The 22,800-nt window shown below is 72.8% G+C and carries 21 protein-coding genes; 12 read left to right on the top strand and 9 right to left on the bottom strand.

The genetic code is table 11. The features are described from left to right. Positions 1–27 precede the first annotated feature (27 nt). The gene (locus CIB93_RS16540) at positions 28–1,689 is read right to left on the bottom strand and encodes an HtaA domain-containing protein (RefSeq protein ID WP_096627600.1); all 1,662 of its coding nucleotides are present in this window, start codon (positions 1,687–1,689) and stop codon (positions 28–30) included. 83 nt (positions 1,690–1,772) lie between these two features. Continuing rightward, positions 1,773–3,221, bottom strand: a complete 1,449-nt coding sequence (locus CIB93_RS16535; RefSeq protein WP_096627599.1) for an HtaA domain-containing protein — start codon at positions 3,219–3,221, stop codon at positions 1,773–1,775. Positions 3,222–3,363: 142 nt separating this feature from the next. On the opposite strand from CIB93_RS16535, the gene CIB93_RS16530 reads away from it, so the two are divergent. From CIB93_RS16530 to CIB93_RS16515, 4 genes are all read left to right on the top strand, one after another. Further along, entirely contained in the window at positions 3,364–4,455 is a 1,092-nt protein-coding gene (locus CIB93_RS16530; RefSeq protein WP_096627598.1) for a hemin ABC transporter substrate-binding protein, read from the top strand. After that, positions 4,452–5,579, top strand: a complete 1,128-nt coding sequence (locus tag CIB93_RS16525; protein WP_096627597.1) for an iron ABC transporter permease — start codon at positions 4,452–4,454, stop codon at positions 5,577–5,579. The genes CIB93_RS16530 and CIB93_RS16525 overlap by 4 nt, the downstream gene beginning before the upstream one ends. Continuing rightward, a complete protein-coding gene (locus CIB93_RS16520) occupies positions 5,576–6,418 on the top strand; it encodes a heme ABC transporter ATP-binding protein (RefSeq protein ID WP_096627596.1) in 843 nt (280 codons plus the stop codon). The genes CIB93_RS16525 and CIB93_RS16520 overlap by 4 nt, the downstream gene beginning before the upstream one ends. 131 nt (positions 6,419–6,549) lie before the next feature. Next, positions 6,550–7,539 (top strand): hypothetical protein, encoded by a 990-nt coding sequence (locus CIB93_RS16515; RefSeq protein ID WP_096627595.1) that lies wholly within the window; start codon positions 6,550–6,552, stop codon positions 7,537–7,539. Between the two features lie 81 nt (positions 7,540–7,620). Here the strand turns inward: CIB93_RS16515 and CIB93_RS16510 are convergent, their stop codons facing one another. Both CIB93_RS16510 and CIB93_RS16505 read right to left on the bottom strand, forming a co-directional pair. Beyond that, on the bottom strand, positions 7,621–8,367 hold the full coding sequence (locus CIB93_RS16510) for a bifunctional DNA primase/polymerase (RefSeq protein ID WP_096627594.1): 747 nt from the start codon (positions 8,365–8,367) through the stop codon (positions 7,621–7,623). A 153-nt stretch (positions 8,368–8,520) separates the two neighbouring features. Beyond that, the gene (locus CIB93_RS16505) at positions 8,521–9,150 is read right to left on the bottom strand and encodes a TetR/AcrR family transcriptional regulator (protein WP_096627593.1); all 630 of its coding nucleotides are present in this window, start codon (positions 9,148–9,150) and stop codon (positions 8,521–8,523) included. A 143-nt stretch (positions 9,151–9,293) separates the two neighbouring features. Between CIB93_RS16505 and ddaH the strand changes: the two genes are divergently transcribed. Then, positions 9,294–10,178 (top strand): dimethylargininase, encoded by an 885-nt coding sequence (gene ddaH / locus CIB93_RS16500; RefSeq protein WP_373558763.1) that lies wholly within the window; start codon positions 9,294–9,296, stop codon positions 10,176–10,178. Between the two features lie 6 nt (positions 10,179–10,184). On the opposite strand, the gene CIB93_RS16495 is transcribed toward ddaH, so the two are convergent. Then, entirely contained in the window at positions 10,185–11,180 is a 996-nt protein-coding gene (locus tag CIB93_RS16495; protein ID WP_096627592.1) for a small ribosomal subunit Rsm22 family protein, read from the bottom strand. A 253-nt stretch (positions 11,181–11,433) separates the two neighbouring features. Here CIB93_RS16495 and CIB93_RS16490 point away from each other — a divergent pair, with 253 nt between their 5' ends. After that, positions 11,434–12,759, top strand: coding sequence for a hypothetical protein (locus tag CIB93_RS16490; RefSeq protein WP_096627591.1), 1,326 nt, complete (start codon positions 11,434–11,436; stop codon positions 12,757–12,759). 25 nt (positions 12,760–12,784) lie between these two features. Here the strand turns inward: CIB93_RS16490 and CIB93_RS16485 are convergent, their stop codons facing one another. Beyond that, a complete protein-coding gene (locus CIB93_RS16485; RefSeq protein WP_096627590.1) occupies positions 12,785–14,110 on the bottom strand; it encodes a multidrug effflux MFS transporter in 1,326 nt (441 codons plus the stop codon). A gap of 112 nt (positions 14,111–14,222) precedes the next feature. Here CIB93_RS16485 and CIB93_RS16480 point away from each other — a divergent pair, with 112 nt between their 5' ends. Next, positions 14,223–15,218: a Gfo/Idh/MocA family protein gene (locus tag CIB93_RS16480; protein ID WP_096627644.1), complete on the top strand. Its 996-nt coding sequence runs from the start codon at positions 14,223–14,225 to the stop codon at positions 15,216–15,218. A gap of 13 nt (positions 15,219–15,231) precedes the next feature. On the opposite strand, the gene CIB93_RS16475 is transcribed toward CIB93_RS16480, so the two are convergent. Beyond that, on the bottom strand, positions 15,232–16,923 hold the full coding sequence (locus tag CIB93_RS16475) for an alkaline phosphatase (protein WP_096627589.1): 1,692 nt from the start codon (positions 16,921–16,923) through the stop codon (positions 15,232–15,234). A gap of 142 nt (positions 16,924–17,065) precedes the next feature. Here CIB93_RS16475 and CIB93_RS16470 point away from each other — a divergent pair, with 142 nt between their 5' ends. Further along, entirely contained in the window at positions 17,066–17,830 is a 765-nt protein-coding gene (locus tag CIB93_RS16470) for an SDR family oxidoreductase (protein WP_096627588.1), read from the top strand. 127 nt (positions 17,831–17,957) lie between these two features. Next, entirely contained in the window at positions 17,958–18,830 is an 873-nt protein-coding gene (locus tag CIB93_RS16465) for a PhzF family phenazine biosynthesis protein (RefSeq protein WP_096627587.1), read from the top strand. A gap of 29 nt (positions 18,831–18,859) precedes the next feature. On the opposite strand, the gene CIB93_RS16460 is transcribed toward CIB93_RS16465, so the two are convergent. Beyond that, on the bottom strand, positions 18,860–19,885 hold the full coding sequence (locus CIB93_RS16460) for a hypothetical protein (RefSeq protein WP_096627586.1): 1,026 nt from the start codon (positions 19,883–19,885) through the stop codon (positions 18,860–18,862). 140 nt (positions 19,886–20,025) lie between these two features. Between CIB93_RS16460 and CIB93_RS16455 the strand changes: the two genes are divergently transcribed. Further along, entirely contained in the window at positions 20,026–20,733 is a 708-nt protein-coding gene (locus CIB93_RS16455; RefSeq protein ID WP_373558761.1) for a GNAT family N-acetyltransferase, read from the top strand. Positions 20,734–20,811: 78 nt separating this feature from the next. Beyond that, positions 20,812–21,714, top strand: a complete 903-nt coding sequence (locus tag CIB93_RS16450) for a glycosyltransferase family 2 protein (protein ID WP_096627584.1) — start codon at positions 20,812–20,814, stop codon at positions 21,712–21,714. A 21-nt stretch (positions 21,715–21,735) separates the two neighbouring features. Here the strand turns inward: CIB93_RS16450 and CIB93_RS16445 are convergent, their stop codons facing one another. Further along, positions 21,736–22,239, bottom strand: coding sequence for a GNAT family N-acetyltransferase (locus CIB93_RS16445; protein ID WP_096627583.1), 504 nt, complete (start codon positions 22,237–22,239; stop codon positions 21,736–21,738). Between the two features lie 155 nt (positions 22,240–22,394). Here CIB93_RS16445 and CIB93_RS16440 point away from each other — a divergent pair, with 155 nt between their 5' ends. Next, positions 22,395–22,799 carry a hypothetical protein gene (locus CIB93_RS16440; RefSeq protein ID WP_096627582.1) on the top strand — a complete coding sequence of 135 codons (405 nt, stop codon included), beginning with the start codon at positions 22,395–22,397 and terminating at the stop codon, positions 22,797–22,799. Position 22,800 lies beyond the last annotated feature (1 nt).

Below are 22,800 nucleotides of genomic sequence, written 5' to 3'. Positions count from 1 at the left end.
TTCAGTGGTGCGGGTGGTGCCGGTCGGTCAGGCGGTGGCGTTACGGCGACGGCGCGCCGCGATCACGACACCGGCACCGGCCGCCACGACGATGCCCGAGGCGGCGATCAGGGCGCCGGCCGGGAGGTCGGAGCCGGTGGAGGCCAGCGCGCCGGAGCCGCCGACCGAACCGCCGGTGGTGGAGCCGCCGACCGTGCCGCCGGTGGTGGAGCCGCCCGCGGTGGAACCGCCGGTGGATTCACCGGACTCGCAGGCGATGCCGTCACCGTCCGCGTCGAGGTCGGTCGAGTAGCCCGCCTCCCCCTTCTTGATGGGAGCCACACCGGCCGCCTCGGCCGCGGCGCAGTTCTCGTAGCCCGTCGAACCGCCCGGAAGCCGCGCGTCCTCGTCGAGGGAGACCGCGACGTTCAGGGCGTCGAGCTCGTCGCCCTTCTTGTACATGCCCTCGAACGCCTGGGAACCGGCTTCGGTGAGGGTCGCCGGGATGCCCTTGAGGTTCACGATGCCGTCCTTGGCGGCGAGCGCGCCCGCGGGCACCTTCAGGTCCGCGAGAGCCAGGCCGGTGCGCTCGGCGACCTTGCCGGTGCCGCGGTCCTTGGCGGAGACGTCGGCGAGGAGCTTGCCGGAGGCGCCCTCGATGTCGACCTTCAGGTTGCTGAGGGAGAGGTCGAGGACGTACTCGCCGTTCGTCTCGTGGCCCAGGAAGCGCACCTTGCCCTTGAACGCCGCGTTGAGCGTGTTCTTGTCGGCGTCGAGGTGGCCGGTGGCCTTGCTGAAGCGGTAGCCGTCGGTGGCGGTGGCGGCGCCGCCGCTCGTCTCGACCTTGCCGTGCGCGATCGGGCCGACGACGTACGAGCGGAAGGACGCCTTGACGCCCCAGTCCAGGGTGCCGTCGACGACCGGGCCGCTGGTGGGCTTGGCCGTCTCGGAGCCGGACGGGGTGGGGTTGGTGCTCGGCTGACCCGTCGGCTCGCCCGTGGGCTGCTCGGTCGGCTTGCCCGTCGGCTGCTCGGTCGGCTTGCCGGTGGGCTGCTCGGTCGGGGTCGTGGCGAGGGGCTTGACCGTCAGGGTGGCCGGGTCGATCGGCTCACCCTCCTCGTAGGACGGGCCGAAGACCGCCGCGCCCTCCTTGGTGAAGGTGACGGGGATACTCGCGAACTTCATGCCGTCCGCGCCGTTCGAGGCCTCGACGTCGGTGAGGTCGAGATCGGCCATCGCCAGATCGTCGGTGACGACGGCGTCCTTGCCCGGGGACTTGGTGGTCACGTCGACGGTGATCCGGCCGCTCTTGCCGACCGTGAGGACCTTGACGTCGGACAGCTTGATGTCCAGGGCGCCGCCGTGCGCCTCGTAGTGGACGCTGCCCTTGAAGGAGGACGTCACGGCGTGGGTGCCGAGTGCGTACTCGCCCTTGTCCAGGGGGAACTTGTACGAGCCGTCCTCGTTCCGCGTGGCTCCATCGGCCAGCGTGGCGGTGCCGCCGAACCGGTCGATCATGGCGCGGAAGGACTCCTTGAGACCCCAGTCGAAGGTGCCCGACTCCAGCTGGTAGATCACCGAAGGGGCGGCGGCGGCCGCCTTCGGGGCGGGGCCGTCGGCCGCGATGGCCGGAAGGGCGAAGGTCGCGCCCAGCGCGGCCGCCGTGGCGACGGCTGCGGCGAGGGCTGTCGGGCGGCGAGTTGCTGCCATGTCGGTGGGTCTCCTATGAGGACAGGGGCGGAAGAGAAGCGGGAGGGGCGGCGCGACGATCCATAAGGCGCGCCTGGGGGAGGTCAGGAAGTCCGGGAGGAGTCAGGGGACTCGGGGGCCGCCTGCGCGGTGCGGCGACGCAGGACGAAGAACGCCGCTCCGGCCGCGACGACCAGCAGCACACCGCCGCCGATCGCGGCGTACGTGCCGGTGCCCGAGTCCGAGACGGCCGCCGCCGGTTGGGTGGAGGGCTCGGCCGAGGGCTTCTTCGTGGGCTCGGCGGCCGCCGTCGGCTCGCTGCCGAGGTCGGGCAGCGCGGGCAGCCGGGCCTTCTCATCGACGGCCACGGCGAGCGAGACCGGGTCCATCGCGGTGCCTGCCTTGTACATGGAGCCGAACGCCTCGGCGCCGTCGGCGGTGAGGGTCGCCGGGACCTCGGTGAGGACGGCCAGGCCCTCCTTCGGCGCGAAGTCCTTGGCGGCGAACGTGATGAGCGGCACGTTCCTGGTGGTCTTGACCTCGCTGGTGACGTCCGCCGACAGGGTCCCCTCCCCCTGGGCGACGCTGACGGTGACGGCGGCGAACTTCAGGTCGAGCTCGTGGGCGCCGGTGAAGCGGATGCTGCCGCTGAAGTCCGCGTCCAGGGTCTGCCTCTTCGCGTCGTACGTGCCCTTGCCCTGCGGGAAGCGGAACAGGGCCCCGCCGTCCTGGGCACCGTCGGCGAGTGTCCACTTGCCCTGGCCGATGGAGCCGGTGACGTACTCGCGGAAGGTGCGGCGCACGCCCCAGTCGACGGCGGCGTCCTCGAAGCGGCCCGCCTTCTCCTTGTCGGCCTTGTCCTTCTTCTCGTCCTTCTCGGCGTCCGCGTCGTCCCTCTTCTCCGAGGGGGACGGCTTCGGTTCGGCCGCGCCCTTGGTGTCGACGGAGAGGCTGATCGGGTCGAGCGGGGTGCCCGCGGTGTAGTAGCCCGCGAAGGCGGAGGCGCCCTGGGCGGTCAGCGTCGCCGGGATGTTGCTGAGGGCGATGGGGGTGGAACCGCCCTTCATGCTGATCCCGGACAGGTTGAGCGCGGCGAGCGGGACCTGCGAGCGGTTGGAGACCTTGCCGGTCCCCCGCTCCTTGCTGACCATGTCCGCGTAGAGCGTGCCGCTGCCGCCGTTGATCCGGACCGTGGGACGGCTGATCCTGAGGTCGAGCTCGTTGCCGCCGTCGGCCTTCCGGTGACCGGTGAAGTGCACCCCGCCCAAGAAGCCGGAGCTGAACGCCCCGGTGTCCGGGTCGTAGGAGCCGGTCGCGGAGTGGAAGCGGAACTGGCTGCCGCCGACCGTGGCGGCACCGCCGGTCAGGCTCCAGCTGCCGTTCGCGATGGGCCCGGTGACATAGCTCTGGAAGGAGGACTTGATGCCCCAGTCCAGTCGGCCGCCCTGCACCGTACGGCTTGCCGCTTGCGCGGTGGCGGCGGGGAGCAGGGCCGCCGACAGCACCGCGAGGAGCGCGACGGCGAGCGCGCGGGCGGATCTGGACGACAGCATGAGGGACCCCCCAGGGACTGGATACATAGGTAAGGCTAACCTAAGGTATTCCCAGTCGGTGCCGGAACCCCGTCGGCACCTCCGCACTCCCGCCACATCCCAACCACCCACCGCGGACCGCAGAACGACAGGACGGTGCCCCGTGCGCATCTCGCAGGACTTCGCCCCGAGAGGCCCTGAGACCGAGGGCCCCGACGCCGGGCGTACGGCGCTCCGCCGCCCGGCCCTGGGCAGGGCGGCCGCCGCCCTCACCGCCGCGGTGGCCTTCGCCCTGGTCCTGACCGGCTGCGGCGGAGGGGACGAGCCCGCGCCCGGGTCCGCCAGGGGCGCCGCCGCCCCGGACCGGGTGGAGCCGCTGGCCGACGCGCCCGCCCCGAAGCTGCCGGTGACGGTGGATTCGGCGGACGGCGAGAAGGTCACGGTCGACTCCACCGACCGGATCGTGCCGCTGACCGGATCGCTGAGCGAGATCGTCTTCACCCTCGGCTTCGGCAAGCAGGTCGTGGCCCGCGACATCACCGCCACTTTCGAACAGGCCGAGAAGCTCCCGGTGGTGACCCGTGCTCACGACGTCTCGGCGGAGAGTGTGCTCTCGCTGAAGCCGACCGTCGTCCTCGCGGACACCACCACCGGCCCGAGCGAGGCGATCGGCCAGATCCGCGACGCGGGCATCCCGCTGGTCGTCGTCGAGCCCGCCAAGGGACTCGGCGACGTCGGCCGCCGCATCGACACAGTCGCCGAGACGCTCGGCGTACCGTCCGCCGGGACCGAGCTGAAGAAGCGCACCGAGGACCGGATCGCCGCCGTCCAGAAGTCCGTCCCGGACCCCGCCGACGGCGAGAAGCCCCGGGTGGCCTTCCTCTATCTGCGCGGTTCGGCCTCCGTCTATCTGCTGGGCGGCGCGGAGTCGGGGGCGAGTTCGCTGCTGGAGGCGGCGGGCGCGGTCGACGCCGGGAAGGAGTCCGGCCTGAGCAAGGACTTCACCGCCATCACCAGCGAGGCTCTCGCCAAGGCCGCACCGGACGCGATCCTCCTGATGACCAAGGGGTTCGAGTCGGTCGGCGGCATGGACGGCCTGGTGAAGATACCCGGCATCGCGGAGACCCCGGCCGGAATGGACCGCCGGGTCGTCACGGTCGACGACGGCGTGCTGCTGAACTACGGCCCGCGCACCGACCAGGTGCTCACGGACATCGTCGAGCAGCTGTACGCGAAGGGCGGCACGGACAAGTGACGACCTCGTACGAGGAACGTACGGGCGAGGGTGAGTCGGTCTCCGAGGAGGCACCCGCACCCGCCACCGAGGCTGCGGCCACCGCCCCCAAGTCCCCCCGGAGCAGGACGTTCGTGCTCACCCTGGGGCTCTCCGTCGCCCTGCTCGCCGGTGCGCTGCTGTCCGCGGCGATCGGCGCGTACTCCATCCCGCTCGGGGATGTCCTGTCCTCCGTGCAGCATCGGATGGGGCTCGGCGGCCATGAGCTGGACCGGGTCGGCGAGAGCGTCCTGTGGAACGTGCGGTTCCCCCGGGTCGCCCTGGCGCTGCTCGTCGGCGCGTCCCTCGGCTGTGCGGGCGCCCTGATGCAGGGCGTGTTCGGCAACCCGCTCGCCGAGCCCGGCGTCATCGGGATCTCGGCGGGTGCGGCGGTCGGCGCGGTCGCCTCGATCGCGCTCGGGCTGAGCTTCCTCGGCAACTGGACCATCACCGTCTTCGCGTTCATCGCCGGACTGGGGACCGTCCTGCTCGTCTACGCGCTCTCGCGGTCCGGCGGCCGCACCGAAGTGGTGACGCTGATCCTCACCGGCATCGCCGTCAACGCCTTCGCGGGCGCGCTGATCGGTCTGTTCATCTTCTTCGCGGACAACGCGCAGATCACCCAGATCACCTTCTGGCAGCTCGGCTCGCTCTCCCAGGCCACCTGGCCCAAGGTGCTCGCTGTCCTGCCGTGCGCGCTGGCCGGGCTCATCGTCGCCCCCTTCTACTCCCGCAAGCTGGACCTGCTGGCCCTGGGCGAGCGGCCCGCCCGCCACCTGGGCGTGGACGTGGAGCGGCTGCGGATCGTCCTGGTCCTGGTCGTGGCGCTGCTGACGGCCGCCGCGGTCGCCGTCGCCGGGATCATCTCCTTCGTCGGTCTGCTCGTCCCGCATCTGCTGCGGATGGCGAACGGCCCCGGTCACCGCTTCCTCGTCCCGGGCAGCGCGCTCGGCGGCGCGCTGGTCCTGGTGGCGGGCGACCTCGCGGCCCGGACCGTGGCCGCCCCCGCCGAACTGCCGCTCGGGGTGCTGACCGCGCTCTTCGGCAGCCCGTTCTTCTTCTGGCTGCTGCGCAGGACCCGTCGTAGGCAAGGTGGTTGGGCATGAGGACGCTGAGAGACCTGTTCGCGGTGCGCACCCGGGAGCTGCCCTCGCCCCTCTCCCCCGGCTCCCCCGCCGTCGAGGCCGCCGCTCTGTCGGTCCACCTGGGGCAGCGTCAGGTGCTGGACTCCGTCGACCTGACCGCCCACGCGGGCGAGGTGGTCGCCCTGGTGGGGCCGAACGGCGCGGGCAAGTCGACCCTGCTGGCGGCGCTGGCCGCCGATCTGCCCGCCGGGAGCGGTGAGGTGAGGATCGGCGGGCGCCCGGCCGCCGAGTGGTCCGCCCCCGATCTGGCCCTGCGCCGCTCGGTGCTGCCGCAGTCCGCCGCGCTGTCCTTCCCGTTCCCGGTGGAGGACGTCGTACGGATGGGGCGGGCGCCCTGGTCCGGCACGGAGCGGGAGGACGAGGACGACGCGGCGGTGGCGGCGGCGATGGCGGCCACCGAGGTGACCCGGTTCGCCGCCCGCCCCTTCGAAGCGCTGTCGGGCGGTGAGAAGGCCCGGGTGGCACTCGCCCGGGTGCTGGCGCAGCGGGCCCCGCTGGTGCTGCTCGACGAGCCGACCGCCGCCCTGGACCTGCGTCACCAGGAGCTGGTGCTGCGGATCTGCCGGGAGCGGGCCGCCGCCGGGGACGCCGTGGTGGTCGTACTGCACGACCTGGGGCTCGCCGCCGCGTACGCGGACCGGGCCGCCGTACTGCACGCCGGGCGGATCGCGGAACTGGGCCCGCCGGAGCAGGTCTTCAGCGGCGGACTCCTCGGCGAGGTGTACCGGCAGCCGGTGGAGGTCTTCCCGCATCCGCGCACGGGCACACCGCTGGTCGTGCCGGTGCGGGACCGCCCCTAGGGGCGGGCGGACCCGGTCCGTCAGGTCACGGTGTGGACGCTGTATCAGGTCCCGGCCCGCACGCCGTTCGCCGCCCGGTAGGGTTTCGACGGTCAGTGCGGGCGACGGATCAGAAGGCGCAGAAGCAACGGATGACAAGGCTGGGTCGACTGACGGCGGGGCTCGCCACGGCGACGGTGCTGTGCATGACGGCGAGCGGCTGCATGACGGTGCACGGGGAGCTGGCGGTGCTGCCCGGAGCGACGGAGTCCGAGGCCGCGCAGGCCCTGACGGACTTCCTCACCGCCTACAACGCGGCGGACAAGGCGTTCGATCCGGCGCTGGATGCGGACCGGGTGACGGGTTCGCTCGGCGCGATCAACCAGGCCGGGCTGAAGGCGCGGCAGACGTACAACCCCGACGGCAACAAGGCGCACAAGCCGCTGGTCCTCGACGACGCGACGTACGTCATACCGAAGAAGGCGGGCTGGCCGCGCTGGTTCCTCGCGGACACCGACTCCAACCGGGACCAGGACGGCGGGAAGCTGGACACCCGCTGGCTGGTGGTGTTCGTACGGACGGCCCCCGACGCGGTGTGGAAGGCGGCCTATCTCGGGGTCGTCCCGGTGTCCCAGGTGCCGGAGTTCGCTCTGGACGGGGACGGGCTGGCCACGCCGGTCGAGCCGCGCGACGATGGACTGGCCGTCCCCCCGGCCGACTTGAGCAGCACCTACACCACGTATCTCAAGGACGGCGCACCGGACGTGTTCGCCCCCGGCTCATCGACCTCGGGCTGGCGTGAGGCGCGCCGCACCACGCGGCGGGCGGGGTTCTCGTATCAGTACATCGACCAGCCGATGACGGCGACGACGTTCGCGCCGCTCGGGCTGCGCACCGAGGACGGCGGGGCGCTGGTCTTCTTCAGCAGCAAGCACTTCGAGCGGCAGACCGCGGCGAAGGGGCTCAAGCCGGAGGTCAACGCGGATGTGGAGGCACTGCTCACCGGTGAGGTGAACAGCAGCCTCACCAAGGAGCGGGTCTCCAGCCAGCTGGTGCATGTGCCCGCGCGCGGCGCCGACGGCGGCGGCAAGGTACGGATGCTGAACCGACTGCCGGGCCTGGTCGCGGCGAAGGGCGAGTAGCGGCGGGTCGGCGTGCCCCCGGTGGTCGCCGGGCCCCTCCCGCCGGGCCCCGTCAGCTCAGCGTCTCAGCAACTCAGCGGCTCAGCGGCTCAGCGGCCAGGCGATCGAGTCGTGGTCCAGTTCGCTCTGCTCCGCACTGCCCGCATACCGCGCGCAGGCGTCGGTGAGTGTCTCCAGCAGCGTCAGCGGGTCGGGCAGCTCGTGCTCGGGGCCGCGCACCCAGTGGACATCGAGCTCACCGGGGAGCCGGGCGGGCGGCAGGAGGACGTAGCTCCCCCGGCAGTGCCAGCGCAGGCCCGGATGGGCGTCCATGGTCTCGGGGTGGCAGTCCAGCTCGCAGGGCCACCACTCGTCCTCGTCCTCGGGGGTACCGCGGGTGGCGGTGAAGAAGAGCATCCGGTCGTCGCCGGACTGGGCGACCGGGCCGACGTCGATGCCCGCGGCGAGAAGGCGCTCCAGTGCGCTGCGGCCGGCGGTGAGCGGGACGTCCAGCACGTCGTGGATCATGCCGGTCGCGGTGATGAAGTTGGCCAGGGGCTGACTGCCGGCCCAGCGCTCGACCTGGGCATGGTCGGTGGTCGACTGCGTCTGCCAGGCGAAGGAGATGGGGTGCCGGGCGGGGGTGGGGCATCCGATGCGTTCGCACGAACATCGGTAGCCCTGGGGATGGGCGGCGGGGGCGATGGGCATGCCCGCGTCGGCGACGGCCAGGAGCAGCTGCACTCTGGCCGTGTCGGCGGCCTCGGCTCCCTGTGGTTTGGAGCGTCGCCGCAGCCACTGGGAGATCCTGCTCTCTGTGCCGCGATAGCGGCCGGAATCGGCGCCCATCTATCCCCTCACCTCAGCGTTGCCCCTCCATGGTCGCACCATCCTGCGCTTCGGGTGGCCAGAGTTCATCTACGGGGCCCCGTACCACTGCGCCGAGTGAGCACCATCACGCCCGATGTCACCACATAGCGGATATGGATCACGGGCACCGGGTCAGCGGGACACCCCCAGCCCGCCCAGGGCGTAGTCGACGACCTCGTCGGCGTAGGCGTGGGTGAGCGGCAGGGTCCTGAGCAGCCAGCGGTGGAAGAGCGGGCCGATGAGCAGCTCCAGGGCGATGCGCGGATCGGCGTCGGCACGGAGCTGGCCGGCCTCCTGGGCGGCCCGGAGCCGTGTGACGTACAGCGCGAGCTGCGGGTCGAGCAGCTTCCCGATGAATTCGGCGCCCAGCTTCGCGTCCACGATGCCTTCGGCGGTCAGCGCGCGGGTGGGGCCCTCCAGCACCGGGTCGTTCAGCTCGTCGACAGTGGCCCGCAGGACCAGCTTGAGGTCTGCGGCCAGGTCGCCGGTGTCGGGAAGGCCCCGCGCGACGCCGCCGGGCTGGGCAGCGGCCTCCTCGGCGGCCCGGTCGGCCAGGTCCAGGAAGGCTTCCATCAGGACGGCCGCCTTGGAGGGCCACCAGCGGTAGATGGTCTGCTTCCCGACACCGGCGCGGGCGGCGATACCCTCGACCGTCGTACGGGGATACCCCACCTCGCCGACGAGGGCGAGGGCGGCGTCGTAGATCGCACGGCGGGAGCGGTCGCTGCGGCGGCTGGAGTCGGGGGACTTGGTGGGTGCCATACGGCCAATCTACCGCCGACGAGCCGATACGTATCGTCTTGTTGCACTGGCGATCCCGCTGGATGGCCCGAAGGCGGCCGCGGCCGGGCGGTCCGGTGAACCACCCGATCGGTTCACTGCGGATCGGGCGCGCACGGCGCACCATGGGCTCACGCGCGGACCGCGCATCCCACCGTTCCGCGGCCCCGGCCGCCGTTCGCGAGGAGCCCCAGTTGAACCGTGACGCCACCCCTCGTCGCTACCTGATGTGCGCGCCCACGCACTTCCGGGTCACCTACTCCATCAACCCGTGGATGGACCCGTCGAAACCCGTCGACCTGCCGCTGGCCCAGACCCAGTGGGAGGACCTGCGCGACCGCTACCGCGGTCTCGGCCACACCGTCGAGCTGCTCACGCCCCGCCCCGACCTGCCGGACATGGTCTTCGCCGCCAACGGCGCCACGGTGATCGGCGGGCGGGTGCTCGGCGCCCTGTTCGCCTACCGGGAGCGGTTCGAGGAGGCCGGGGCCCACCGGGACTGGTTCCGGGCGCACGGCTTCACCGACGTCCCTGAGCCGGAACACGTCAACGAGGGCGAGGGCGACTTCGCCGTCACGGACTCGTATCTGCTGGCCGGGCGCGGCTTCCGCGCCAGCCCGCTCTCGCACGCCGAGGCGCAGGAGTTCTTCGGACTGCCGGTGATCGGGCTGGATCTCGTGGACCCGCGCTACTACCACCTGGACACCGCACTGTGCGTCCTGGACGCGGCGGCCGACGAGATCATGTACTACCCGGACGCGTTCTCCCCCGGCAGCCGGGCCGTGCTGCGCCGCCTCTTCCCGGACGCGCTGCTCGCCAGGGAGGCGGACGCGGCCGCCTTTGGCCTCAACGCGGTCAGCGACGGGCGTCACGTGCTGCTGCCGCAGGGTGCGACGGGGCTGCTCGACCCGCTGCGGGAGAGGGGCTTCGAGCCGATTCCGATGGACCTGGGCGAGCTGCTGAAGGGCGGCGGCAGCGTGAAGTGCTGCACGCAGGAGCTGCGGGGCTAGGGAGGGCTAGGGAGTGTCCGGCGGCGGCCAGGCGTCGCCCCAGGCGACGTCCCTGGCCGCCCGGTACAGCTCGCCGTGGCGCTTGGTGACCGTGGAGCGGGCCAGGCCCTCGTCCCGGGTGCACAGCTCCAGCAGGACCTGGCCCTTGCGGATCTGCGGCTTGCGGGTGACCCGGGCGGGGGCCGGGTCGGCGGGGAAGCGGGTGGCGACGACGTAGCTGAACTTCTCGTCCTCGTGGCTCAGGGAGCCGCCCTTGACCTGCCGGTGCAGCGAGGAGCGGCTGACCCGGGCCGAGAAGTGGCACCAGTCGGTGCCGGGTGCGATCGGGCAGGCGTCGCTGTGCGGGCAGGGGGCCGCGATGCGCAGCCCCGCGGCGATCAGCCGGTCGCGGGCCTCGATGATCCGGGCGTAACCGTCGGGGGTGCCCGGCTCCACGATGACGACGGCCTGGCCGGCCGCGGCGGCCGCGTCGACCAGCTCGGTCCTGGCCTGGGCGGTCAGCTCCTTGAGCACGTAGCTGACGGTGACCAGGTCCGCGGGTGCCAGCTCCAGCGCCGCACCGATCCTGGCCCGCTCCCACCGGGCCGCCCGCAGCCCCGGCACCCCGGACGCCTCGGCCAGTTCGCGGCCGAGCGCGAGGGCGGCCTCGGCCCAGTCCAGGACGGTGGTGGCCGGGCCGTCCCAGGCCCCGGCCACCGCCCAGCTCGCCGCGCCCGTGCCGCCGCCGACGTCGGTGTGGGTGGCGGGCGCCCAGTCGGGCGCGGCCTCGACGAGGGCGTCGAGGGCGGAGCGTACGGCTTCGAAGGTGGCGGGCATCCGGTAGGCGGCGTACGCGAGGACGTCGGAACGGTCCCGCAGGATCGGGGCGCTGGTCGGGGTCTCCCCGCGGTAGCTGGCGATCAGCCGGTCGACGGCCTGCGCGGCCTGCTTGGGTGGCAGCCCGTCGAGCAGTCCGGACAGCGCCGCCCGCAGGGACTGAGCGGTGGGGAGGGTGACGTTCACCGCCGAATTGTAGGCGCGGGGAGAGCGCCGGGCGTATTCGGGCCCGGCGGCTCCGCAACAGCCGCGGCACAGCCCTGGAACAGCCGCAGAACAGGGCGGGAAGTGAACTCCTCTTCGCGTTGGGCCTGTTGCTACGCTGACCGGCGCGAGATCGGCCTGGCCCCAGCGGCCACATCGAGGCGGCCATGCGCATGCGGCCATGGCCGGAGGACCTTGTCCAAGCGGCCTTGTTCAGCGGGGGAGCCGGGAAGCCATGAGACGGAAGATCGTACGGCTGGCCCTGGTCGGCGGGGTGGTCCTCCTCGCCCTGCTCCTGCTGCTCGCGACCTGCGGCGGGAGCCCCGGCGACGGGAAGGGCAAGGCGGGCGGCGCGGCCACCGGCACGGCCAGGCCCGCGGCGGCGAGTGCCGGTCCGGTGACCCGGCTCACCGTTCCGCCCCAGTACACGACGGACCGGGGCTGGGAGATCATCGGCTCCTCCCCCGAGATCGCGGTCTCCCACGCGACGGGCCTGGTGGCCTATCTGGAGCGGTCCGCGGGGAACCGCTACCGGCTGCGCACGGTCGACACGGCGACCGGCAGGCCGGGCTGGCGCGGTCAGCCCTGGCGGCAGCCGGACCCGCTGCACTACCCGAGGATCGCCACCGTCACCCGGGGCGACCGGCAGTTCTTCGTGACCTGGTCGTACGGGAAGGTCGGAGACGGGATGTCACCGTCGAGCACCTTCCTCTCGCTCGATCTGTACGACGTCACGAACGGGTCCTGGCAGCGCGTGGAGGTGCCGTGGCAGGGCGCGCCGGATGTCAGCGCGAGCGGGCCCGACATCGTGATCAGCGACGGGAAGGCCAACAGTGTGCTGGTCGACCCGGTGACCGGCACGGTGTCGGAGCTGAGCGCGGACGAACTGAAGTACCCGAAGGGCTGCCCGGCCTGCAAGCAGCTGACCGAGGTGCACGGGCAGACCATCGGGGGGCTGCTGGTCGGCGGGGCCCGGGAGTTCTGGGTGCACGGCGGCTGGTTCAGCCGGAACGTGGCGCCCAAGGGCACCGACCGGACCAGCGGCGTCCCGACCTCGGTGACCTCGGACCTGGTGCTGGCGAAGTGGGCCCTGGCGAAGAAGGCGAAGCGGGCGGCGACCCACGAGCTGTGGGCGGTGCACGACGCGGTGACCGGCGAGGCGGTGGCCTCGGTGGAGTGCCACCGGCCCGCCATAAAGCCGGGGCGCTATCCGCAGGCGGTGCTCTCCCCCTCGGGCGACTATCTGATCGCCGGGAACCTCGCCTTCGACCTGGCGGCGCAGCGGGGCCGCTGCTTCGAGGACGAGGGCGGCGTCGGCCATCTGACGCTGGCCACGGTGACGGACGACGGCATCGCCTACGGGGCCGAGAACGCGCGCGACGCGTCGGAGGCGCTGGCGGGCGGCGGGCTCCCGGTGTCGATGGACTTCGCGACCTGGACGACGGACCGGCTGGCCCGCAACGCGCGGCTGCCGGGCATCGAGACGACCGGGGTCGGGGTGTTCCGCTGGACGGACCGGCAGGAGCGCACGCACCTGATCGGCTACCCGCGCACCGACTGATCCCCCGCAGTCCCCCGGCGATCCCCTACAGTCCCCCGGCCTCGCGGTCCGTGCGCTGCCACGGGCGGCACAGCCCCAGGAAGCAGCCGACCGCGGCGAGGGCGCAGACCACCTGCACGAGGGCCATCGGGACGGCCGTGTCCTCCCCCGCGATGCCCACCAGCGGGGAGGCGATCGCGCCGATCAGGAACGAGGACGTGCCGAGCAGCGCGGAGGCGGAGCCCGCCGCGTGCTTGGTCCGCATCAGGGCCTGGGCGTTGGTGTTCGGCATCGCGAGGCCCATCGCCGACATCAGCACGAACAGCCCGGCCGCGACCGGTGCGAGCCCCACCTCGCCGAAGACGCCGGTCGTCATGAGCAGCAGCGCGACGGCGGCCAGCACGATGACCGCGAGACCGAGCCCGAGGACCTTGTCCAGGCGGAACCGGCCCACCAGCAGCTTGCCGTTGATCTGCCCGACGGCGATGAGCCCGATCGAGTTGAGCCCGAACAGCAGGCTGAAGGTCTGCGGGGACGCCCCGTAGATCTCCTGCACGACGAACGGGGAGGCGGAGATGTAGGCGAACAGGACGGCGAAGGCGAGTCCGCCCGCGATCATGTAGCCGGTGAAGACCCGGTCCGCGAGCAGCCCGCGCATGGTGCGCAGGGCCTCGCCGACCCCGCCGGTGTGGCGGCTGCCGGGCGGCAGCGTCTCGTGGAGCCATTTCCAGACGACGAGGGTGAGCACGATGCCGACGCCGGTGAGCACGACGAAGATGCCGCGCCAGTCGGTGACCCGCAGGACCTGCCCGCCGATCAGCGGGGCGATGATCGGGGCGGCGCCGGAGATCAGCATCAGGGTGGAGAAGAACCGGGCCATCTCCACGCCCTCGTAGAGGTCGCGCACCACCGCCCGGGCGATCACGATCCCGGCGGCGCCCGCGAGGCCCTGGAGCAGCCGGAAGCCGACGAGGAGCCCGGCGGTGGGCGCCAGAGCGCAGATCGCGGTGGCGATGACGTAGACGACCATGCCGAGGAGCAGCGGCCTGCGGCGGCCCCACCGGTCGCTCATCGGGCCGACGACGAGCTGCCCGAGCGCCATGCCCGCCAGGCACGCGGTCAGTGTGAGCTGGACGGTGGCGGCGGGGGCGTTCAGCGAGTCGGTGACGGCGGGAAGCGCCGGGAGGTACATGTCCATGGAGAGCGGCGGCAGCGCCGTGAGCCCGCCGAGGACCAGGGTGACCAGGAGCCCGGTGCGCCGGGCGGCCTTCGTCCGCTTCGGAGAGACGGGCGGAGCGCCTGCGCCGGCCTGTTCGCTCCGGGGGGTGGGTATGTGTTCTCGCTGGGCCCGGCTGCCGCCGCTGTCCGGCATTCTCGTCTCCACATCGTTGAATCCGCATCTATGCTCTCAGCTCGGCCGGAGTGGTCGATACCTTTTCGTCGCGGCGGTGGGGACGGGCATGAGCGCGGACATGAACGTGGACATGAGCGGGACGGTGCGCTGGGGCGTGCTGGCGACGGGCGGCATAGCGGCGACGTTCACGGCGGACGTGCGGGGACTGCCGGGCGCCGAGGTGGTGGCGGTCGCCTCGCGTACGGAGGCCTCGGCGCGGGCGTTCGCCGAGCGCCACGGGATCGGGCGGGCCTACGGCAGCTGGGCGGAGCTGGTCGCCGACGACACGGTGGACGTGGTGTACGTGGCCACCCCGCACTCGGCGCACCACGCGGCGGCCTCGCTCGCGCTGAGGGCGGGAAAGCACGTGCTGTGTGAGAAGGCGTTCACGCTCAACAGCCGGGAGGCGAAGGAGCTGGTCGCGCTCGCCCGGGAGCGCGGTCTCTTCCTGATGGAGGCCATGTGGACCTACCTCAACCCGGTGGTCCGCCGGCTGACCGAACTGGTCCGGGACGGGGCGATCGGCGAGATCCGTACCGTACAGGCGGACTTCGGCTTCGCGGGCGGCTTCGCCCCGGGCCACCGGCTGCGCGACCCGGACCTCGGCGGCGGGGCGCTGCTGGACCTCGGGGTCTACCCGGTGTCCTTCGCGCACCTGTTGCTGGGCGAGCCGGACCGGGTGCGGGCCGACGCGCTGCTCTCGCCCGAGGGCGTCGACCTGAACACGGGGATGCTGCTGGGCTGGGAGTCGGGCGCGACCGCGCTGCTCTCCTGCTCGATCGTCGGCCACCACCCGACGGCGGCCACCGTCATCGGCACGGCCGGCCGGATCGACGTTCCGCGCGACTTCTTCCACCCGGACCACTTCGTGCTGCACCGGCCGGGCCGGGAGCCGGAGACGGTCACCTCGGGGCCGGGCCCGCAGGGTCTGTCCGGCATGCAGTACGAGGCGGCCGAGGTGATGCGCGCGGTGCGGGCGGGCGAGAGCGAGTCCCCGCTCGTACCGCTGGAGGGTTCGCTCGCGGTGATGCGGACGCTCGACGCGGTACGGGACCGCATCGGCGTCCGCTACCCGGCGGACCGCTGACGCCTGCGCCGCGCTACACGGGCGTGAGCCCCGGGTTCCCCGCCTCGGTGACGAAGGACGCCGCTGTGGCGAGCGGCGCTCCGGGGGTGGTGACGGCCGCCACCGTACGGAAGTCGGCGCGCGCCTCCTGCTCCGTGAGCGTGACCAGCGCGTAGCCGCGCCGCCCGTTGTAGTGCTTCATGTGCGGGTTGGCACGAGTCTGGTCGTCCCAGTTGGCGGGCCGGTCCGTACCGTCCTTGCCGCTGGAGATCGAGGTCGTGACGATCTCCGTACCGACGGTGCGCGACGCGGGGTCCTCGAAGTCCTTCTTCAGGTCGAAGGCGTAGGAGACGTGGACGTCCCCGGTGAGGACCATGAGATTGTCGACCCCGGCGGCCTCGGCGCCGGCCAGCACCCGCTGCCGGGAGGCCGGGTAGCCGTCCCAGGAGTCCATCGAGAGCTTGTAGGCGTCGGTGGGAACGTTGCGCCGCCGGGCGAAGGTGACCTGCTGCGGGACGACGTTCCAGGTGGCGTGCGAGGCGCGCCAGCCGTCGGTCAGCCAGCGTTCCTGGGCGGCCCCGGTCATCGTGCGCGCGGGGTCCTCGGACTCGGGGCCCGGGGTGCGCCACCCGTCGCCGTACGCCTGGTCGTCGCGGTACTGGCGGGTGTCGAGGATGTCGAACTGGGCGAGCCGTCCGAAGCGGAGGCGGCGGTAGAGCGTCATGTCGGGGCCGGTGGGGCGCTGCGGCGGGCGCAGCGGCTGGTTCTCCCAGTACGCGCGGTACGCGGCGGCCCGCCGGATCAGGAACTCCTCGGGCGGTACGTCGTTCTCGGGGATCTCGCCCGCGTAGTTGTTCTCGGTCTCGTGGTCGTCCCAGGTGACGACGAAGGGGTGGGCGGCGTGGGCGGCGCGCAGGTCCGGGTCGGACTTGTAGAGGGCGTAGCGCAGCCGGTAGTCCTCCAGTGTGGCCGTCTCGTGGTTGTAGTGGTCGGGGAGGCGGCGGTCGGTGTAGTCGCGGGCGCCGCCGGTGGCGTTGACGGCGTACTCGTAGAGGTAGTCGCCGAGGTGGAACACCACGTCGACGTCCTCGGCGGCGAGGTGGCGGTGGGCGGTGAAGTACCCGTGGTGGTAGGCCTGGCAGGAGACGGCGGCCAGGGTCAGGGAGGTGTTGCGGGCCCCGGTGGCGGGGGCGGTGCGGGTGCGGCCGGTGGGGCTGGTCCAGCCGCCGACGCGGAAGCGGTAGTAGTAGACACGGCCGGAGGCCAGGCCCCGGACGTCGGCGCGGACGCTGTGGGCGAACTCGGGGTGGGCGGTGAGCGTTCCGCGCCGCACGATCCGGCGGAAGCGCTCGTCGCGGGCCAGCTCCCAGCGCACCTCGACCCGGCCGCGGGGCAGGCCGCCGCCGGGCTCGTACGGGCGGGGAGCCAGCCGGGTCCAGATCAGGACGGACGTGGGGTGCGGATCGCCGGAGGCGACGCCGAGGGTGAACGGGTCCTCGGCGATGCGGCGGGCATCGAGCTCGGCGGCGCTCGCGGTACCGGCGGCGGGAAGGTTCACCGCGAAGGCGAGCGCGGCGGCGGCTCCGGTGGCGGTGAGGAAGCGCCGACGGCCCAGGCCCGTGTGGGGTAACGCGGCCGCGGCGGCGCGGAGTTCGGCGGAATGGCCGTGGGGGTCGGCGGTCCGGTGGTGACGGTCGGGCGCCATGCTGGTCTGTGCGGGTGACATATGCCCCTCCTGTGCCCGGATACTGTCAGCCCATGGCAGCCCGGCGCGACGACGCGCCGTTGTCGCGTGCACAACATCCGTATGGCGGGTCGATGAGCACCACGTGCCCCGTGCACCGACCTCTCCCGTACGCTCCCGGGCCATGAACACTGAGCAGACGGAACAGAGAGTCGCTGTCGTCACGGGTGCGGGTTCGGGGATCGGCCGGGCCGTCGCACTCGCCCTCGCGGGTGCGGGCTGGTCGCTCGCGCTGGCCGGCCGGCGGGCGGAGCCGCTGGCGCAGACGGCGGCCGCGGCGGGGGCCCCCGAGGCCCTGTGCGTCACCACGGACGTCACCGACGCCGACGAGGTCGGCGCCCTCTTCGCCGCCGTACGGGAACGGTTCGGCCGGCTGGACCTGCTGTTCAACAACGCGGGCACCTTCGGTCCCGGCGGCGTCCCGTTGGAGGACCTCGCCGCCGAGGACTGGCGGGCGGTGGTCGACGTGAACCTGACGGGCGCGTTCCTGTGCGCACAGGCGGCGTACCGGCTGATGAAGGAGCAGGACCCGCAGGGCGGCCGGATCATCAACAACGGCTCGATCTCCGCGCACGCACCGCGCCCGCACTCGATCGCGTACACCGCGACCAAGCACGCGATGACCGGTCTGACGAAGTCGCTGTCGCTGGACGGCCGTCCGTACCGGATCGCCTGCGGACAGATCGACATCGGCAACGCGGCGACGGAGATGACCGAGCGGATGCAGACCGGCATCCTCCAGGCCAACGGGGAACTGGCGACGGAGCCGGTCATGGCGGCGGCCGATGTGGCACGGACGGTGCTGCACATGGCGGAACTGCCCCTGGAGGCCAACATCCCGTTCGTGACGGTCATGGCGACGAACATGCCGTACGTCGGACGGGGCTGAGCCCGGCCTGAGCCCCACCCTGACAAGCTCCGCACGGGCAAGGGCATCAAGAGCCGCCACTGACCGGCCGTAGCGCTGGGGCGGCGTACAGGGAATTCCGGGGGCGGCAGCGGAGTTGGAGTGGTGCATGACACGTGATTCCGCCTCTGCCTCCGCCTCCACCCCCGAGATCCTGCGCTACACCGCCTTCTCCGCCGACCCGGAGGGCGGAAACCCCGCCGGCGTCGTTCTGGACGCCTCAGGTCTCGACGAGGAGCGGATGCTGGCCGTCGCGGCCGAACTGGGCTACAGCGAGTCGGCGTTCCTCACGGAGCGGACCGGCGAAGGCGCTTACACGATCCGCTACTTCAGCCCCAAGGCCGAGGTCCCCTTCTGCGGCCACGCCACGGTCGCCACCGCCATCGCCCTGGCGGAACGGGACGGTCCGGGCGCGCTGGAGTTCACCACGGCCGCCGGTACGGTGCCGGTCAGCGTCGTCCGGGACGGCGGGGAGCTGCGCGCCACCCTGACCAGCGTGGCCCCCCATGTCACGGGGATCGACGCGGCGGACCTGACGGAGGCGCTGGCGGCGCTGGCCTGGGCGGCCGCCGACCTCGACCCGGCCCTGCCACCCCGGATCGCCTACGCGGGGGCCCGGCATCTGGTGCTGGCCGCCGGGACCCGCGAGCGGCTCGCGGACCTGGACTACGACTTCGCGCGGCTCGAAGCGCTGATGCACCGGCTGGACCTGACGACCCTGCAACTGGTGTGGCGCGAGGGGCCGGACGTCTTCCACGTCCGGGACCCGTTCCCGGTGGGCGGGGTGGTGGAGGACCCGGCGACGGGCGCGGCGGCGGCCGCCTTCGGCGCGTACGCCCGCGAGCTGGGGCTCGTACCGGAGGCGGCCGTACTGACCCTGCACCAGGGGGCTGACATGGGCCGCCCCGGCACCCTCACCGTCGAGCTGCGGACGGGCGACGCCCGCATCCGGGTGAGCGGAACGGGCACCCGGATCGGCTGATCCGCGCGACGGAGGGCGGGTCCCCGGGTTCAGCCGGTTGCGTCCTTGGCCGGGGAGACATGGGCGAACCAGCGCTCGGTCTCCTCCGGTTCGAGGGCGCGCTCCAGCAGGACGTCTCCGCGCATGCCGGGGAAGAAGCGGCCAGCGGGCCACTGCCGCCGGTACGACGGCTTGTCGAGCACCAGCAGGCGTACGCCGTCGACGACGGGGATGTCCGCCGGGGCGCCCTCGTTCCAGAGCCGGGCGCCGTCCGGCGCGGTCAGGTCGAAGGAGCCCACGGTATCCACCTGCCCCGGGGTCTCCCGGCAGACGGCGGCCTCCTGCGACGAGGGCGCGTGGCCCTCCACATGGCCGCCGCCTATGAGCGCGTCGGCGAGCAGGGTGTGCAGCTGGAAGTTGTCCCCGACGCCGGAGAACCGGAGCAGATAGCCGGTACCGCTCGCCCGGTGGAGGGCGACAAGCGGTTCGTCGTCCAGCACCAGGAGTGCGTAGGCGAGGCACTTGAACTCCGCCCCGGAGGCCCGCTCCACCGAGGTGAGCAGGCGCAGCAACTCACCCCGGACACCGGCCGCGTCGACCCGCACCACCGGGTGGTTCAGCATCGCGACGGCGGCCGTCTCCCACTGGTGCAGCGTCCACCAGCCGGCAGCCGCGTCCCCGCCCACCCGCTCGACGATGTCGTCACCGGGCGCGTCGCCGTCCGCCGCCGGGAACGCCCCGCCCCCGGTCGCCGCCCACGCGTCGGCGAACGCCACGGCCTGCTCCAGCGCCTCCCGCAGCCCGGCCAGCACCCCCGGCGCGCAGCGCCCGGCATCCGCGCCACGTTCGACGCAGGCCCCGACGAGGACGGCGACGACGGCGCGGGGCCCGGGCGGGACCTGCTCCAGAACACCGGCGAGCCGCGGCCCGCCGTCCAGCAGGTCCGCCTCCTTGGCCTGCCCGAAGGTCTCCTGCAACCGGACGAACGCCTTGCCGGACCGTTTCGCGTCCTGGGCCACCACGGCGGCCTCGAAGTCCGCGACCGCGCCCCCGAAGCCGGTCTTACCGAATATCATTCCTTCACTTTATCGACGCTGTGTCGGGCCCCGTGAAGCCGGTCGCGATCCACGGGCCGGGGGCGGTCCGGGGCTGCCCGTGGGCGGGCCGAGGGGCGGGCCGAGGGGCGGAACCGCGCCGATCGCGGGAGGATGCGGGCATGGCTGACCGCAAGCCTGGGGACGAAGCGGGGGCCGGCATTGACCCCAGGGCCGCCCCGGCGGCCGACGCCCGCCCCGGGGTCGAAGCGGGGCCCGGCCCTGGCGCGGATGCCGACTCTCCTCCCGGTCCTGAGCCGCTGACCGTACCGAGCATGTCCGCGGGCCCGGACTTCGTTCTGCGCCCCTGGGAGATGAGCGACCTTCCTCTGATCCGCGAGGCCGCGCAGGACCCGTACATCCCGCTCATCACCACCGTCCCGTCCCGCTACTCGGTCCAGGCGGCCGAGGCGTTCGTCCGCAGGCAGTGGGAGCGGGCGGCCACCGGTGCCGGGTACCCGTTCGCCATCGTCCGCTCGCGGGACCGGCGCCCGGTCGGCGCGATCGGGCTCTGGCTGCGCGACCTGCCCGAGGGCCGCGCCTCGCTCGGCTACTGGCTGACCGCCTCCGCCCGCGGCCAGGGGGTCGCCCGCGCGGCGCTGCGTACGGTGACGGGCTGGGCCCTGCACGATCTCGGCGTCCCCCGCCTCCAGCTCTTCATCGAACCGTGGAACACCGCCTCCGCCCGGATCGCCGAGGACGTCGGCTTCCGGCGCGAAGGGCTGCTGCACGGCTGGCAGCAGGTGGGCGACCGGCGCCGCGACATGGCCGTGTACGCGTTGCTGAACACTGACGGGCCCGCAGATGGCCGGGCGGCGACCACGAACTGAACAGCGAGACGTTACGATCGCGGGCACCGCTGCCGACCAGCAACCGACGACCGGCAGCCGAGCCCAGGAGTACCGATCTTGTCCGCACCACGCATCGGCGTATCCATCGTGACCATGGGGGACCGCCCGCAGGCGGTCGAGGCGCTGCTCGCGTCGGTCGCGATGCAGGACGTCAGGCCCACCCGGCTCGTGATCATCGGCAACGGTGCGGCGCTCCCGGACTTCACCGCGTTCCCCGGCCTGGAGAACCTCGACGGCGGGGTGACCACCATCGAGCTGCCCGAGAACCTGGGCTGCCCCGGCGGCCGGAACGAGGGGCTGCGCAGGCTTGCCGAGATCGGTGACGTGGACGTGGTGATCGAGCTGGACGACGACGGGCTCCTGGTCGACAAGGACGTCTTCCGCCGGGTCCGGGACCACTTCGCCGCCGACGACCGGCTCGGCATCGTCGGCTTCCGGATCGCCGACGAGCACGGCGAGACCCAGCGCCGGCACGTGCCCCGGCTGCGGGCGGGCGACCCGATGCGCGGCGGCCCGGTGACGGCCTTCCTCGGCGGCGGCCACGCGTTCTCGATGAAGATGCTGGAACAGACGGGCCTGTGGCCCGCGGAGTTCTTCTTCACCCACGAGGAGACGGACCTCGCCTGGCGCGCGCTGGACGCCGGCTGGAAGGTGATCTACGAGCCGGAGCTGCTGCTCCAGCACCCGAAGACCTCCCCGGCCCGGCACGCGGTGTACTACCGGATGACGGCCCGCAACCGCGTCTGGCTGGCCCGCCGCAACCTCCCTCTGCCCCTGGTCCCCGCCTACCTCGGCACCTGGACCCTGCTCACCCTGGCCCGCACCCGCGACCCGAAGGGCCTGCGCGCCTGGGCGGGCGGCTTCGCGGAGGGCGTCCGCACGCCGTGCGGGGAGCGGCGCCCCATGCGCTGGTCGACGGTGTGGCGGATGACACGACTGGGCCGCCCGCCGGTCATCTGACCCGGTCCTCAGGGGCCGGGTCTACGGGGTCCAGCGATACAGCACGTCCGGCTCGCCCTCCTCGTTCCGGCTGCCGTCGTCGAACGCGACGGCGGTGAACCCGTGCCGTTCGTAGAAGGCGCGGGCGGCGGCGTTGCGCTGGAACACGTACAGACCGAGCGCCCCGTCCACGGCCCCGCGCACCTCGCTCAGCAACCGGCTGCCGATCCCGCGCCGCAGCGCGTCGGGCCGCAGGTAGAGGTGATCGAGCTCGTCGTCCCCGGCGAGCACGGCGAACCCGAGGACCTCACCGCCCGCCTCGCCCTCCGCCACCCACACCGCGGTACTGGTGGGCAGGACGACATGGGTGATCCACGCCCGGGTGTCCTCGTCGCTGTGGACCCGGGGCAGATACGGCATGGCGGCGGCCCGGGAGGCGAGGAAGACCCGGGTGACGGCCTCCGCGTCCCGGGCCGTCGCCCGGCGTATCCGTACCGCGTCCGATGCCGTGCGTCCGCCCGCGTACACGTTCTCCGTCACTCGCATCACTCCCTGTTCCGGGCCCCTTGAGTCCCCGCCCGGACGGTTGGGGAACAATGGCCGCGGACAGCCGACCACACGAAGGGGTCGGCGCGCAGGTGAAATACCGGTGCGGCGAGAGGGCCGGGGACCACGCCGGGAAGCACAGGGGGGAAATCGCGATGAGCTGGTTCTGGTGGATTCTCATCTTCTTCTGGGTCGGCGGCTTCGCCTGGACCCAGGACACCGTCCGCAAGGCCCTGCGCAAGCGGCACAAACGGAAGCTGGCACTGCTGAAGGCGACGACGCAGAGGCAGCTCGCGATCGAGGCCGCGCACAAGCCTCCGGAGCCGGTGTGCGGCTGCACCCACCACCTCGCCAAGCACGACAAGCGGGGCCTGTGCCATGAGCGGGTCGAGGTACCGACGGCCTGGGACGAGAAGAAGAAGCCGCTTCACTACGAGGCCGGGCAGTGCAACTGCCAGCAGTACGTGGGCCCGCAGCCGCTCTCACAGGTGTACGCGGAGGAACTGACGGACCGCTGGCCGACCGGGCCGACGACGACGGAAGAGCCTCCGACCAGGTGAG

It is taken from the genome of Streptomyces sp. WZ.A104 (assembly GCF_002382885.1).
Classification (GTDB): Bacteria; Actinomycetota; Actinomycetes; order Streptomycetales; family Streptomycetaceae; genus Streptomyces.
Note: the sequence above shows the minus strand (reverse complement) of the source record. Positions and strands in the feature narration are given on the sequence as shown.